Source organism: Nitratifractor salsuginis DSM 16511 (genome assembly GCF_000186245.1).
In the GTDB taxonomy this organism is placed as follows: domain Bacteria; phylum Campylobacterota; class Campylobacteria; order Campylobacterales; family Sulfurovaceae; genus Nitratifractor; species Nitratifractor salsuginis.
Window position 1 is genome coordinate 1227330 of the sequence record NC_014935.1, and the last position, 14768, is coordinate 1242097.

Here is a 14768-nt window from a genome sequence, read left to right on the forward strand (position 1 = left end):
CCTTGAAATAGAGAAATTCCGGAGTTTGATATGTATGAATATAAAGCTGTACTCTATCAAGAGAGTATGCTCGGTTCCCTCCTGCTGGGACAGTCCAAGATCGATCCGGTGCGTTTCAGCGCCTTTCTCAACGCCAATGCCGAGGACGGGTGGGAAGTGGTGACGATGGAAAAGGATATACGCAGGATGCTCCTTTTTTGGAGTCGTGAAGGGTATGTCGTCATTATGAAAAGGGAGAAACGCTCGTGAAGATTATGCAAATCGCCGGATACCTGGTCGCTCTGATCATCGGGCTCTACGCCATTTTACTGGTAGGGCAGATCTGGGACGAGTGGCTGGAGTGGAAGCTCTTTTTCAAAATCAGCGTCACTGCGGCCGTGGCGGTCGTCGCCATCGGGATCGTCGCAATGATCCTCAAAGAGATCTTCAAAGAAAAAGAGCTCAAAAAGGAGAAGTATCTCGACTGAGGGATTCGACTAGAGAATATCCCGTAGCACGATGGCGTAGTGCATGACGAAAAGATTGAGGAAGAAGATAAGCATCGAGGAACCACGGGAAAAGAAATGCTGCCATTTCGTCCGCTCTTTACCGTTGGTGCGGTAGGCGATGACGAAATGGACCACCGTCGCCACCGTCAGGATCGCCACCAGGATCGCTTTTTTTACCAGAGCTTGCGAAACTTCACTTCCATTGGGATGGAGCAGCAAACTGAAAAGGTGGTATTGGTATCCCAGAATGAACCCGGTCGCCAGTAGGATGATCAGCGATCCCACTTCGAACCAACCAAAGATCGGGCCCACATAGGGATAGACCGACTGCTGTGCCTTTTTATCCCTCAGGGTAACTCCGAGGATGAACATAAAGACCGATCCCCCAATCCAGGAGATCGCCATGAGCAGATGAAGGTGAAAAGCCCACTCGGTCAGCCAATTCATCGTTTTCCTCCGGAAAGCGATGAATTGAATGAGGAATGAGGAATGAGGAACGAATAATTAGGAATGAGTAATGAGTAACCGAGTAACCGAGCAACCGAATAGTGGAGAAATAGAGAATGAACAAGTCGACATTTGTTTTTCGAGAATCTCCAATCACCAATGACTAATGACCAATGACTAATGACCAACATGCTAATTAATCCTCATCGATTTTCAATACGGCCATAAAGGCCTCCTGGGGCACATTGACCTTTCCGATCGCCTTCATCCGCTTCTTACCGGCTTTCTGCTTCTCCAGGAGCTTTCGCTTCCGGGTAATATCGCCGCCGTAGCATTTGGCGGTGACGTTTTTGCCCATCGATTTGACGTTGGAGCGGGCGATGACGGTGTTGCCGATGCTCGCCTGGATCGCCACTTCGAAGAGTTGTCGGGGGATCAGCTCTTTGAGCTTCTCCACGAAGGCCAGGCCCCGGCTGCGTGCCTTGTCCCTGGGGACGATGATCGAGAGGGCATCGACCACTTCACCGGCGACACGGATATCCAGCTTCACCAGGTCTCCCGGCCGGAAGCCGATGGGCTCGTAGTCGAAACTGGCGTAGCCTTTGGTAACCGTTTTTAGCCGGTCGTAAAAGTCCATCACGATCTCGTTCATCGGAATATCGTACTCCATCAACACCCGGTTCTCATTGAGATAATCCATCTTGACCTGAATCCCCCGGCGGTCGTTGAGGAGCTTGATCAGGTTGCCCACATAGTCGTTGGGCGTCAGAATCGTCGCTTTGACGTAGGGTTCGTAGATGGTGTCGATCTTGGAAGCGTCGGGCATCTCGGAGGGGTTCTGGATCGTGATCTCCTCGCCGTTGGTGAGCTTGACCTTATAGACGACGCTGGGAGCGGTGGCGATGAGCTCCAGGCCGAACTCCCGCTCCAGCCGCTCTTTGACCACTTCCATATGGAGCATCCCCAGGAAACCGACCCGGAATCCCGACCCCAGGGCCGCGGAGGATTCGGGCTCGAAGGTCAATGCGGCGTCGTTGAGCTTGAGCTTGTTCAGCGCGTCGCGCAGGTCTTCGAATTTGTCGGTCTCGATGGGGTAGATCCCGGCGAAAACAAAGGGTTTGGCGGGTTCGAAGCCTCCGATCGGCTCAGCGGTGGGGTTCTTGGCATCGGTGATGGTATCCCCCACCTGCAGGGCTTCGACGGTCTTGAGGCCCGTGACCACGATCCCAACCTCTCCGGCAGAGAGGCTCTGGGTCTTGATCGGCTTGATGGGGTGGGGATACATCAGATCCAGCACCTGATGTTCTTCGCCGGTACCCATGATCCGGACCTTCTGGCCCTTCTCGATGGTCCCGTCGAAGACCCGGACCAGCGCCAGGGCCCCCAGGTAATTGTCGAACCAGCTGTCGTAGATCAGCGCCTTGGCCGAGGCCTCTTCATCCCCCGCGGGAGCGGGGATCTTCTCCACGATCATATCAATGAGCTCTTTGACCCCCTGGCCCGTCTTGGCGGAGACCAGGGCATGCTCCGTGGCGTCGATGCCGATCGCCTCTTCCAATTCCGTCAAGACCCGGTCGGGATCGGCGGCAGGGAGGTCGATCTTGTTGACGACGGGGATCAGCTCCAGGTCGTTCTCTATGGCGATGTAGACGTTGGCGATAGTCTGAGCCTCAACTCCCTGGGCGGCATCGACGACCAGCAGAGCCCCTTCGCAGGAGGCCAGGGAGCGGCTCACTTCGTAGGAGAAGTCCACGTGGCCCGGAGTATCGATAAGGTTGAGAACATAATGCTCCCCGTCTTTGACATAGTCCAGGCGCACCGACTGGGCCTTGATAGTAATCCCCCGCTCCCGCTCGATATCCATCGTATCCATCAGCTGGGCACTCATCTCCCGATCGGTGACAGCACCGCACTCCTGGATGATTCGGTCGGCCAGGGTCGATTTGCCGTGGTCGATATGGGCGATGATGGAGAAGTTACGGATATGGGACTGGGGAACTTTGGCGGCCAAGAGCGCTCCTTTGTGAGCAGAAAATCGTGGCGGTATTTTAGCGTAAATATGTAAACCTTCAGACTCTACGCCATCACGTTTTTACCATAGATTTTCCAAAGAGTGTTCTAATATCATTTGCTGAATCTTCTCAGGAGGTATAGGGGGAGAAAAGAGATGTCCCTGCATTTCATCACAGCCCATCTCACGCAGAATCTCCAACTGCTCTCGTGTCTCAACCCCCTCAGCGATAACCTTCAGGCCCAGGCTGTGAGCCAAATTAACCGAGGCTTCGGTAATGGCTCGATCCGATTCGTTTTTTGCTATGTCCGACACGAAAGAACGATCAACCTTGAGCTTGTCGACATTGAAATGTTTCAGATTGGCCAAAGAAGAGTAGCCTGTGCCGAAATCATCGATGGCAATCAAAAAACCCATTTCTTGCAAACGGGAGATCACTTGACAATTTGATTCACTCATCTGTGAGAAGATTGTCTCGGTGATCTCCAATTCAAAGTGGCAGGGTTCAAGATCGTATCCTGCAATAATTTCAGTCAATCTTTCAGGGAAATACTCATCCAAAAGTCGACGTCGGGAGAGGTTGATTGCCACCAAAGGTGCCGTACCCGACTCATCGAGCCAATGCCTCACTTGGCGGCAAGATTCGTGAAAGACCCACTCACCGATCCGATTGATCAGTTCACTCTCCTCAGCAATTGGGATAAATTCTGACGGATTAAAATCGAGAGCGATGTACTCGTCAACCCTCAAAAGTGCCTCGACCCCAACAATCTTCCCCGATGCAATATCTACTTGAGGCTGATAGATCAGATAGAAACCCTCTGAGTTGAGGGCCTCTTTCAATTGACGCTCGATCTGATGGTACTTTCTGATAGCTTGATCCATCTTTGTGGAATAGTAGCAAAATCGGTTTTTCCCCTCTTGTTTGGCACGGTACATTGCCATATCGGCAAAACGGATAAGCTCTTCTCTCTCCAAACTGTCTTTGGGGAAAACCGCAATACCGATGCTGGCGCTAATCTCAAATCTCTCCCCTTCAAACTCCATCGGTTTGCGTATTTCCTCAAGTATTTTCTGTGCAAGATACATCGGCACATCATGATCCTTGATATTTTCAACGATCAACAAAAATTCATCACCGCCGAGCCTACCGAAGATATCTTCCCTTCTTATAACACGCATAATGCGTTCGACACACTCAACCAAAACTTTATCTCCAACCGCATGACCGACCGTATCGTTAATGATTTTGAAATTGTCCAAATCGATAAAAAAGAGTGCTCCCTCTGAACCGTTGCTCTGACTCTGATTTAATACCTCGTCCAACCGCTCGAAGAGCAGAGCCCGGTTGGGAAGCCTCGTCAGTATATCGTGGGTGGCGGTGTAACGAAGTTTTTCTCTGGATCTCTGCAATTCGGAAATATCGGTCAACATCGCCACACGATATTCAACTTCTCCATATTCATTGTAAATCGTATCAATGGTCAACCAGATCAATTTATCATGCCCCGATTCATTGCGAATCTGTACCTCGCCGTGGAAAGATTTATCTATTTCCAGACTTTGAACTATATGCTGATAAGTCCGGGGATCTACCAGAGATTGGAAATCATCCAGTCTGATACCGGGTAGAGCTTTGTCCTCCAGACCGAGGATGTGGTAAAAAGCTTCATTCGCCTCGACATAAGATCCGTCATAGGATGTGATAAAGATTCCTTCCGTCGCATCTTCAAAAATCTTCTTGATTACATTGAGATAGTCTGTTGAGCGTTTGGATGCCGTCATATCACGTACAATGGCCACAACGGTCTTTTTACCCTCCTCTTTCAAATTAGTCGGCATAATTCGTGCTTCGAAGTATTGCTTTTCACCTTGAACCGGCATACTGTATTCGATGATTTGAAGGGTATTACTTTGGATCGCTTCCCGGATGGCGTTCATAAAAAAAACAGCATAGCCTTGAGGAAAAATTTCCGAAATTTTTCTTCCGATAATCTGTTCTCTAGGAAGATAGAGAAAACTATCATTATTTCTTGAGAGGATATCAAGGTATCTTCCGTCTTCCGCCACGTAAAAGATCAAGTCGGGTATGGCACTGACTAATGCAGTGATCCGCTGCCGGGAATCCTCCTTCGAGCGAGCGATAAGCTCCTGCATCTCCTGAGAAGAAATCTCCAGGGAGCGTTCCAGGAGATAACGGTCTTCATCAGCGCTGATGAAAAACCGTTCTATCTTTTTGAGAAAACTTCTCCATTTATCCGGATCGGGGGCACGCTCGGGACTAAGCCCCTCTTTTCTCAAAATTCGTTCAAGTAATCGATGCATCTTACTCTTCCATAATCAATGATAACGTCATAGTTTGATTGTGCAAATCACAGCGCCCCGACTCGTTGGTAGAAATTTCTCCATAGGCATAAAAGCCTATTTGATGCGCCCCTTCCGGCATCAGCTCCATAATCGCCTCGAGCTCCTCTTCAGTCCGTTGTTTCAAAAGAAGCTTCCTCCCGACACAACTTACAGCAATTAATAAAGCTTCTCCCTTATGCCTCGAAACGGGCAAAATATCTTCACCCGCCTCATAGGCTGCATCGATCAGACGTTCCACATTGGCTTTCATAAAGCTAGCATATCCTCCCTCAGGCAATTCCCCGGCAAAGGTAATGGACTGTTCTTTCTCATCAACACCGAGGATGGTCCGAACCTTAATCTCTTCGGAGTCCAGACTCTCCCGTATTCCCAGAGGGAAGAGAAGCCCACTGGCAGGGAGATCCTTGGAGTACTTTCCCAAATATTTTTTATAAACGGCTAGAGCCGGTTCATCATTGAGTGTATAGAGGACATTCTCCCGGGCCGAAGTAATCTCCCTCTCGATTCCGAATTTGTCCCATCCCCCCCGAAAGCTGGAAAGAAACTGTATCTCCTCCCCATAAAACCCGACGGCTGTAATCAGTTCCGGTGTCGGTCTGCCCCTCTCATCCAGGATAAAAGTGATTTCGAATCGCGCCCCGTCGGCGGCGAGGCCACCCGCAACCGTCACCTCTTCGGGTAATACATTGTTCAGGCCTCTGGTCAACTCCGTGGCATTGATCATCAAACCTTCTGAGAGAATCAACACCCCTTTCAAACGAGAATCCAAAAGTTCCCGAGCGATCTTTTCTCCAATCTTACGGGAATCCTCCGGTGTATGAATCGGCTCTTCAACCTTGCGAATTTCAGTCTTCTCAAACTTGGCAACCGCTACAACGAGACTATTCTCCAATAGTTCCTCTTCATAAATTTCACCGGCACTGGAACATCCGGCTATGACACTACGGGGAAAAGTATCTCGAAGCTCTTGCAAGGCGGTATCGATTTTATGATCCCTCCCCATCGCCCCAAAAGCAAGAATCAGGGTATTACACGAATCAAAATCCAAATTCAATGGGCGATTCCACGTTCCACGAAAAGTGTATAGTTCTGTTCTCACTCTTTCTCCTCTTTACTGCGTCTCTAGCCTTTTAAGCTGATTCTATCATATTTATGAAGTGAAGAAAAAATTTTAAAGAGTAAATATTTTGATTGGGAAACCCCTGCCAGTCAGGGATTTATGTGGTGGCGAAGAGTGAATTGACACTTTCATTGTTTTGAACACGACGAATCACTTCACCGAGCATCTGAGCGGTAGAAAGCACTTTGATCTTCTTGCACTCAGCTTTAAGCGGAATCGTGTCAGAGACGACCAATTCATCGAGAGCTCCATCGCGGATCCGGTCGATGGCAGGGCCGGAGAGGACGGGATGGGTGCAGCAGGCCATAACGCTGGTAGCCCCGGCTTCCTTGAGAGCGGCGGCCCCTTTGACCATCGTACCGGCAGTATCCACCATATCGTCAATCAAAATCACATCCCGTCCCCTGACGTCACCGATGATGTTCATTACCTCGGCGACATTGGCCTTTTCCCGACGCTTGTCCACAATCACCATATCCATCCCCAGGCGCGAAGCGAAATAGCGGGCTCTAGCCACTCCGCCGATGTCGGGAGAAGCGATGATGGGATTGGCGAAATTCTTGGAACGAATGTAATCAATGAAAAGAATCGATCCGTAGAGATTGTCGACAGGAATATCAAAAAATCCCTGGATTTGGGAAGCGTGCAGATCGACGGTGACGACTCGGGTGATCCCCGCTTTTTCCATCATATCGGCCACGAGCTTGGCAGTGATAGGAACCCGGGGAGCCGCTTTGCGATCCTGACGGGCATAACCGTAATAGGGCACGACGGCCGTAATCGATTTGGCAGAAGAGCGCTTGAGGGCATCGGTCATAATCAGCAGCTCCATCAGATTCGCATTGGCGGGAGCACAGGTCGGTTGAATGATGAAAACATCCTTCCCGCGGACACTTTCAGCAATTTGAACATTGATCTCCCCATCGGAGAAACGGTTGATGGTGGCTCCGGAGAGAGGCATCTCGAGATAATCGGCGATGGCTTGGCTAAGCGGAGGATTGGCAGTGCCGGAGAAGAGCATATAGTTACTCATGATTTCGATCCCTTGGCGAGTGTAATTTGAGGGTATATTTTACTCCAAGAATAAATAAAAGAGCCTTGGATATCCGAGACAGGCCTGATGCCATAGAGGTTATTGAGGTTTTCTAGAATTTGCCTAGATCAAGAACGAAAAACACTCCCATCACCATCGAGATGCGCGCCGGTGCTTTGGTGCGATAATAAATACTTTTTGATACAATCATCTTTATGAAAAAAGGTCCCTCTCAGCGAAATATCAAAAATGCCTTATGCAAATTTCTTCCCATATGTCAGAAGGAAATTCTCCCTTTTGTGGTGCTGCAACTCTTTACCCATGCCTGTCGGAGTCTATGGTTTTTATTACTCTCGACCCTAAGCCTGGCCATCGTCCTCTTCTCGGCTGGATCAGTACCGGCTCTACCGCTCTTACTATGGGCGGGAAGTATCCTGATCGTGATTATTTTACGGATTGTCTATGTCAAGCAGTCCCTGAAAAAGATGGACAGGCAAAGGAACGATCAGGCACAAAACCAACGTAAATATCTTCTCTTTTTCCTGAGTGCCGTTGTAACTTCCATTCTACTCGGAATGGTCATTCCGCTCTTCATCCCTTATATTCATAATGTTTTCCTCCATTTCGTGCTCATTATTTTCATCATCGGTATCGCTGCCGGTGCTACTGCCGCACTCTTCCCCAGTACCCTGCTCGCAGTTACTTACACCCTTTTCATTACGCTCCCTCTCATAAGTTATTTTTTGACATTGCCGGATACCTACGCTTTCATAAGCGCACTAGCCATATTTATGCTGGTCGTGGTACTGACCTCGATTGCTCAAGTAACGCAAAGTTATATGCTGGAGGTTTATCAACAACGTAAACAGCTCCAAATGAAAGAAGAAGAACTCGATGCACTTTTTACACAGACTCCCACACCGATTTTCTACTTTGACAAGGAATTGAAGATCAAAAAATATAATGAAGCATTTCAGGATTTTTTTGAAATATCATCCGAAACCACATTGGATGGCTTTGATCTCACGCAACTTAAATCCCAGGAAGCGGTTGAAATGATGCGTGAGGTTCTCAAACGTGGTGAACCGAGAGAATATGACGGCCCCTATTTCTCCACTTTTACATCTAAGGATTATTGGCTCCGGGCAAAAATTGCTCCGCTCTTTAATGACGAAGGAGAATTAATCGGGGGGATCGCCAGTTTCCAGGACAGGACACTGGAGATCAAAAGTATCGAATACCTTGAAGAGTTGGCCACACTCGACCCTCTGACCGAGCTGGGCAATCGTCGGAGTTTTCTTCAGCACCTTGAGCATCTCGTCGATGAACAAAAGAAGGGAGATCTCCTCTCCCTTCTTTTTTATCTAGATCTCAACCACTTTAAACCTATCAACGATACCCTGGGCCACCATTTTGGAGACCTGGTACTCAAAGAGGTTTCTCGTCTGTTGAAATCCCTGGTTCCGGATGAAGCAATGGTCTTTCGTCTTGGCGGAGATGAATTTGTCATCCTCCATCCCAAATGCTGTCCGACAGAAGAAGAGGCTCGGAAACGGGGGGCTGTTTTTGCCCGAAAAATCAACAAAACCCTTTCCAAAAAGTTAATCATCGGGGATTATCGTCTCTCGATACACGCCAGTATCGGGATCATCGTCATCACTCCCCAAATGCATAACAGTGACGAAATTATTCGCCGGGCCGATATCTCTATGTACCAGGCCAAGAGCCGGCATCTCGAATATGCTTTTTATGACAGTAGTATGGATGAAAACCAGAGAAAAAATTTCTTTATACATCAGGAGATGGCCCGTAACGATTTTCTCAATCAACTGGTGCTCTATTTCCAACCCCTCCATGCACTCGGTTGCAGCAAGCTTGTCGGAGCCGAAGCCCTGATTCGCTGGCACCATCCCACTTTGGGTCTTTTGACGCCTGCCGAGTTCATCTCTCTGGCAATTGAAAGCGGCGAAATTCAAAAAATCGGTCACTGGATTAGAGAAGAAACTTGTAAAGCCTTCATCTATTTTCGGGAAAACGGGTGTCCGTTGGAGTTCATCTCTACCAATGTAGATGCACGAGAATTGGGATACAACAACTTTACAAAAGAAATATTGGATCTTTTGGAGAAATACGATCTCGATCCATCCAACCTGGTCCTGGAAATTACCGAAAATTCATTGATCGACAATTTTGAGCGCTATCACATAATTTTCGAAACATTGAAAAAAGCAGGCGTTCGATGGGCCATCGATGACTTCGGGATCGGGTACTCCTCCCTCTCCTATCTCGAACGGCTCTCCTTCTCCATTCTGAAAATTGATCAAAGTTTCATTACCTCGATGGTAACAAGCAGTAACGCGGCCTTTTTGATAGGCCATATCGTCGATATCGCTGCCAAACTCGGTTACCAGGTCGTCGCTGAAGGCATCGAGAGCAGAGCTCAAATGCAAAAACTCCTTGAAATCAGCCCAAATATCATGTGTCAAGGATATTATTTCGGCCACCCTCTTCCCCGAGAAGAGTTTTGTAAATTATTGCCGGCCAAGGAGGCTTGATATGTATCTCTTTTCCGATCGTCTCTACCGAAAAGACGAAATCGTCCTCGACGATTCCAAAAAACAGGTGATCTTCACCACCATCAACAACCAAACCATCCTCGACTGGCTGCGTGAACACGATTTCCCCGAAAGTTTTATCGAGGATATCCGCAGTGAGGAACAGAGTATCACCTACGAAGAACACGAGCGTTTCAAGCTCATCATTCTCAAATATTTCATCCGGGATGAGGAGGATGAGCTCCACTACCAGGATGAGAATGTCGTCATTATCGTCACGGAAAACACCTTCATCTTCCTGGCTCGCAGTGAAAAGGTGATCAAAGCCATCACCGCCAAACTCTATCGGCGCTACAGGCAGAGCGACAGCCTTCCATATATCACCTATACCGTAATCGATATTATGGTCGACCACACGATGTGGATCATCGACCGGATCGACGATACGCTTGAGGAAATCGAGGATCGGATCTTCGCCGACGATTTGGATGAGCAGGAGGTCCAGAAGCACCTCTACTTCGCCCGGCGCACCCTCAACCGTATTTCCAAACTCTCGGTACAGTCCACCGACGTCATCAACAAAATCTACAATCACCTTCCCGTCGATGTGCGCAAAAAACTCAAATATGAATTCATCGACCTCAAGGAGCACCTCTCCTACACCATCAACGAATCCAAAAGTTACCTCGACCGCACAGGCTACCTGCAGAACCTGCTTATGGGTTTTATGAGCAATAGAATGAACCAGGCGATGCAGCGCCTGGCGGCCATCAGCCTCATCTTCCTCCCTCTGACCTTTATCGTCGGCAACTATGGAATGAATTTCAAATACATGCCCGAACTCGACTGGAAATATGGCTACCTGGCCGTCTGGATCGTCAACATTCTCATCGCCTGGCTCATTTTCCGCTGGCTCAAGAAACAGAAGTGGATCTAAGCCGGTGAAAATCTCCACCACCCCCTCGGTCGTTATCCGCATCCTGCTTTGGCTTGTGATGCTCCTTGGCGGAGCCTACATTTCCATCACGAATGACCTGCACCGTTTCCCCAAACTTTTTGGCAGTATTCCTTTTCATTTGCTGACTCTCCTTGCCGGGCTCCTGCTCCTGCGCCTCTCTTTCCGCGCCGCAGCAGCCGGAGGGCGGGAGCTGGCTAGAAGCGGCCGAGAGGGCGATCTACCGAGGCTGGAGACCAACCGGTTGGTCACTGGCGGCATCTACGCCTGCACCCGCCATCCGATGCTCTTCGGATTGATGGCCCTGCCAATGGCCGTGGCCCTCCTTTTGGGCTCGCCGACTTTTATCCTTTTCGTCGCTCCGGCGGAGGCGCTTTTCATTCTCATTATGATTTTGACCCTCGAAGAGCGGGAAGCGATCGCCAAATTCGGTGACGATTACCGCCGCTATCGCAGCCGCACTCCTCTGATCCCCCGTTCCCGGGAGTGCTGGCGCAAACTCTTCGGCAGAGCGGAGGAGCGCGAACGCCGATGAAGCCCCTGCTCCCCATTTACGGGGTACTGCCCGAGCTAAAAAGAGCGCTGAAAGCACACAATCGCGTCATCCTCCAGGCCGATCCCGGCGCGGGCAAGAGCACCATCGTACCCCTGGAGCTCCTGGATGAACCCTGGTTGGCGGGGAAAAAGATCCTGATGCTCGAACCCCGCCGCCTGGCGGCCAGGGCCGTGGCGACCCGTATGGCGGAGACGCTGAATGAAAAGGCAGGGCAGCGGGTGGGCTACCGAATGCGGGGAGAATCTTGCACCGGGCCCCGGACCAGCATCGAAGTGGTCACCGAGGGGATGCTTGTTCGCCTGATGCAAGAGGATCCGGCGCTCGAAGCGGTGGGGCTGCTGATCTTCGACGAGTTTCACGAGCGCTCCCTCAGCGCCGATCTGGGGCTGGCCCTGGCTCTGCAAAGCCAAGAACTCCTGCGGGAGGATCTGCGGATCTTGATCATGTCGGCCACCCTTCAGAGCGAAGAACTCCTCCATCTGCTCGGCCCCGAGACCCCCCTGGTCCGAAGCGAAGGGCGAAGCCACGAAGTGAGCCTGCATTACCTCGACGCTACCGCCCCCCTCGTCACCCCCGAGACCCTTCCCCGGCTTACCGCTGACACCGTCAAAAAAGCTCTGAGGAAGTATAAAGGCTCCCTCCTGACCTTTCTGCCGGGAGCCGGTGAGATCCACCGCTGTGCCCGGGCGCTGGAATCCCTCCCTGATGCGGTCGAAGTCTGCCCTCTCTACGGGGGGCTGAGCCCTGAACAACAACGCCAGGCGCTCCGGCCCGCCGCCGAGGGCCGACGCAAAGTGATCCTCGCTACCAACATCGCGGAGACCAGCCTCACCATCGACGGGATCCGCATCGTCGTCGACGGCGGCTATCGCCGGGAAGTCTTCTACGATACGACTCTGGGAATGGAGCGGATGCGCACCCGGCCCATCGCCGCCGATTCGGCCCGGCAGCGGGCGGGACGGGCGGGACGCACCGCTCCCGGTGTCTGCTACCGCCTCTGGCACCGACACAGAACCCTCCCGCCCCGCAGCACACCGGAGATCCTCCAGGCCGACTTGACCCCTCTATGCCTGGAGCTGGCCCGCTGGGGAGCCGAGGCGGAGGAGCTGGCCTGGATCGACTCCCCTTCGCCGGAACGTCTTGCGGAAGCGAACGCCCTGCTTCGCAGACTGGAGATGCTCGATGAAGAGGGGCGCATCACACCCCTCGGGGAGCGGGCCCTGAAGCTGGGGGAACACCCCCGCATCGCCCATATGCTCCTGCGGGCCGTAGAACTAGGCTTTGGGTATGAGGGGATCTTACTGACCCTCCTCTTGACGGAGCGCCCTTCTCTGGGCAAAGGCACGGATTTGCGCGAAACACTCGAAGCCCTCGACACGCTGCTCAGACGCGAAAGAAGCAGCCTGCTCCGGCGCCGCTACGAGAGTCTACTGCGGCTTCTGGACATCGAAGCCAAAGAGGCTCCCGATCTTGAGGCCACTGGAACCCTCTGCGCCCTGGCTTATCCAGAGCGGGTGGCTGCACGTCGGGAAGAGGGTGCGGGGGAGTATCTCAGCGCCGCGGGCCGGGGCCTGCGCCTCGATCCTGGTGATCCCCTGGCGCGCCATCCTCTCCTGGGATTAGCCGAAAGCAGCACAGTTGGGAAAAGCGGACGGATCCTCCGTGCGGCTCCCCTGAGCCTGGAGGAGCTGAAAACCCTCTACCCCGAAACCCTCAAGTGGGAAGAGGAACTCCGACTCGACGAAGCGAGCGGCCGTATCGAAGCGTGGGAGCGGCTGCGTTTCGGACGATTGGTCCTCGAAGAGAAACGCCTTCCCAAACCCGAATCCGAAAAAGCGGCGCCTCTTCTACTCCAGGAGATCCGGCGGCAAGGCATCTTAGCTCTCGCCCCGAGCCCCAAAGCCCGCCGGCTCATCGAGCGAGTCCGCTGTGCCGGGGAGCAATTGGGGGAAGCCTTCCCCGACTGGAGCGAAGAGGCGCTGCTGGACAATCTGGAAGAGTGGCTGCTGCCCTGGATGGAGGGGGTCACTTCTCTCGATGAGCTGAAAGCCTTGGATCTGAACGCCGCGTTGAAAGGCTATCTGGGCTGGGAACGGTTCCAGGAGCTGGAGAAGCTTTTGCCGGAATTTTGGACCCTTCCCACCGGCACCCGGGCCCCCGTCGACTACAGCGAGCCCAAGGCCCCCGCCCTGGAAGCGCGACTGCAGGAGCTGCTGGGAGAGACACAGACCCCACGAATCCTGGAGGGGAGTCTCCCCCTGACATTGCGGCTCCTCTCCCCCGCCGGGCGTCCCCTGGCCGTGACCCGGGATCTGGTCAACTTTTGGCAAGCGATCTATCCCGAAGTGCGCAAAGAGATGCGGGGGCGCTATCCCAAACACTACTGGCCCGAAGATCCCCTCAGCGCCCGGCCCACCCAAAAGAGCAAAAAGGCGATGGACCGCCAGGGGCTATAGCTCCACCACCGCCCCCACACCGCCGCGCAGACAATCCTCACCGAAGGCTTCCCTGAACATCGCCGTCGCCCGCTCGCCGGTGCAGTGAGTCGGACAGACCTGCCTCACCCCCAGGGCGATCAACCCTTCGATCACTTCGGCGATCTCCTCCTCGTCGCTGCGAAAGAGGTGAAAACCACCCATCAGTAAGGCCAGCGGCTCTTTGCAAAGCTCCGTCGCCCGCGCCACGATCTCCACGATCCCCGGATGGGCACAGCCGGTGAGAACCACGGGGCCTTTGTCGCTGTGGATGATCGCCGCCTGCTCTCCCACTTCTGACATAATGCCCGTCGATACCACGCCGTCGAAAAGCGGCTGAGGCTCTTCCCCCACCACCGTCACTCCGCCGCTCATCTTTTCCAAATCTTCGATCCAGTGTTTCGAGAGGCTCTCGGGCAGATAGAGGTGCAAGCCGGAATTGATCTCCAGGACCGAATCGATCCCGCCCACGTGATCCCAGTGGGGATGGGAGATCACCAGCGCCGCGGCACGGCTCAGATCGGCTCCCGCTTTTTGGGCGTTGGCCAGCAGCACCCGGCCGTTGCTCCCGGTATCGAAGAGCCAGGGAGCCTTCCCCTCATCCTCCACCCAACAGGCAAAGCCCCAGAGCGGCTGCATATCTTCCCGGAAAGGGACATTGTCGAAGAGGATCGTCAATTTCATTCTCTTTTCCTTTGGCATCGTTGATGATAAAAAGCATAGCACTTTTTACGCTTATTTGTTATGATCCTAAAAAAGCGA

12 protein-coding genes are annotated in these 14768 nt (G+C 52.3%); 6 read left to right on the top strand and 6 right to left on the bottom strand.

Annotated features, from left to right (window positions below; translation table 11 throughout):
* The first annotated feature begins 30 nt into the window (after nucleotides 1–30).
* Nucleotides 31–249, top strand: coding sequence for a DUF4177 domain-containing protein (locus tag NITSA_RS06230; RefSeq protein ID WP_013554173.1), 219 nt, complete (start codon nucleotides 31–33; stop codon nucleotides 247–249).
* Entirely contained in the window at nucleotides 246–467 is a 222-nt protein-coding gene (locus NITSA_RS06235; protein WP_013554174.1) for a hypothetical protein, read from the top strand. The genes NITSA_RS06230 and NITSA_RS06235 overlap by 4 nt, the downstream gene beginning before the upstream one ends.
* A gap of 9 nt (nucleotides 468–476) precedes the next feature.
* Here the strand turns inward: NITSA_RS06235 and NITSA_RS06240 are convergent, their stop codons facing one another.
* The 5 genes from NITSA_RS06240 to NITSA_RS06260 all read right to left on the bottom strand — a co-directional run bounded on the left by NITSA_RS06240 (nucleotide 477) and on the right by NITSA_RS06260 (nucleotide 7466).
* Nucleotides 477–935 (bottom strand): hypothetical protein, encoded by a 459-nt coding sequence (locus NITSA_RS06240; protein WP_013554175.1) that lies wholly within the window; start codon nucleotides 933–935, stop codon nucleotides 477–479.
* 196 nt (nucleotides 936–1131) lie between these two features.
* Nucleotides 1132–2946 (bottom strand): translation elongation factor 4, encoded by a 1815-nt coding sequence (gene lepA / locus NITSA_RS06245; protein ID WP_013554176.1) that lies wholly within the window; start codon nucleotides 2944–2946, stop codon nucleotides 1132–1134.
* A gap of 81 nt (nucleotides 2947–3027) precedes the next feature.
* Nucleotides 3028–5271 (bottom strand): putative bifunctional diguanylate cyclase/phosphodiesterase, encoded by a 2244-nt coding sequence (locus NITSA_RS06250; RefSeq protein ID WP_013554177.1) that lies wholly within the window; start codon nucleotides 5269–5271, stop codon nucleotides 3028–3030.
* Between the two features lies 1 nt (nucleotide 5272).
* Nucleotides 5273–6412, bottom strand: coding sequence for an FIST signal transduction protein (locus tag NITSA_RS06255; protein WP_013554178.1), 1140 nt, complete (start codon nucleotides 6410–6412; stop codon nucleotides 5273–5275).
* 118 nt (nucleotides 6413–6530) lie between these two features.
* Nucleotides 6531–7466: a ribose-phosphate pyrophosphokinase gene (locus tag NITSA_RS06260; RefSeq protein WP_013554179.1), complete on the bottom strand. Its 936-nt coding sequence runs from the start codon at nucleotides 7464–7466 to the stop codon at nucleotides 6531–6533.
* A 215-nt stretch (nucleotides 7467–7681) separates the two neighbouring features.
* On the opposite strand from NITSA_RS06260, the gene NITSA_RS06265 reads away from it, so the two are divergent.
* From NITSA_RS06265 to hrpB, 4 genes are read left to right on the top strand one after another with little or no spacing between them, the layout of a single operon-like run.
* The gene (locus NITSA_RS06265; RefSeq protein WP_013554180.1) at nucleotides 7682–10021 is read left to right on the top strand and encodes a putative bifunctional diguanylate cyclase/phosphodiesterase; all 2340 of its coding nucleotides are present in this window, start codon (nucleotides 7682–7684) and stop codon (nucleotides 10019–10021) included.
* A gap of 1 nt (nucleotide 10022) precedes the next feature.
* The gene (locus NITSA_RS06270; protein ID WP_013554181.1) at nucleotides 10023–10958 is read left to right on the top strand and encodes a magnesium transporter CorA family protein; all 936 of its coding nucleotides are present in this window, start codon (nucleotides 10023–10025) and stop codon (nucleotides 10956–10958) included.
* A 4-nt stretch (nucleotides 10959–10962) separates the two neighbouring features.
* The gene (locus tag NITSA_RS06275; protein WP_013554182.1) at nucleotides 10963–11511 is read left to right on the top strand and encodes a methyltransferase family protein; all 549 of its coding nucleotides are present in this window, start codon (nucleotides 10963–10965) and stop codon (nucleotides 11509–11511) included.
* Entirely contained in the window at nucleotides 11508–13988 is a 2481-nt protein-coding gene (gene hrpB, locus NITSA_RS06280; RefSeq protein ID WP_013554183.1) for an ATP-dependent helicase HrpB, read from the top strand. The genes NITSA_RS06275 and hrpB overlap by 4 nt, the downstream gene beginning before the upstream one ends.
* Here hrpB and NITSA_RS06285 read toward each other — a convergent pair.
* Complete coding sequence (locus NITSA_RS06285) at nucleotides 13983–14690, bottom strand: MBL fold metallo-hydrolase (RefSeq protein WP_013554184.1); 708 nt, start codon at nucleotides 14688–14690, stop codon at nucleotides 13983–13985. The two genes, hrpB and NITSA_RS06285, sit on opposite strands and share 6 nt — an antisense overlap.
* Nucleotides 14691–14768: the final 78 nt, after the last annotated feature.

Coding starts and splice junctions, on each gene's coding strand:
- NITSA_RS06230 (WP_013554173.1), top strand. CDS start 31: ATGTATGAATATAAAGCTGTACTCTATCAAGAGAGTATGCTCGGTTCC.
- NITSA_RS06240 (WP_013554175.1), bottom strand. CDS start 935: ATGAATTGGCTGACCGAGTGGGCTTTTCACCTTCATCTGCTCATGGCG.
- NITSA_RS06250 (WP_013554177.1), bottom strand. CDS start 5,271: ATGCATCGATTACTTGAACGAATTTTGAGAAAAGAGGGGCTTAGTCCC.
- NITSA_RS06260 (WP_013554179.1), bottom strand. CDS start 7,466: ATGAGTAACTATATGCTCTTCTCCGGCACTGCCAATCCTCCGCTTAGC.
- NITSA_RS06265 (WP_013554180.1), top strand. CDS start 7,682: ATGAAAAAAGGTCCCTCTCAGCGAAATATCAAAAATGCCTTATGCAAA.
- NITSA_RS06270 (WP_013554181.1), top strand. CDS start 10,023: ATGTATCTCTTTTCCGATCGTCTCTACCGAAAAGACGAAATCGTCCTC.
- hrpB (WP_013554183.1), top strand. CDS start 11,508: ATGAAGCCCCTGCTCCCCATTTACGGGGTACTGCCCGAGCTAAAAAGA.
- NITSA_RS06285 (WP_013554184.1), bottom strand. CDS start 14,690: ATGAAATTGACGATCCTCTTCGACAATGTCCCTTTCCGGGAAGATATG.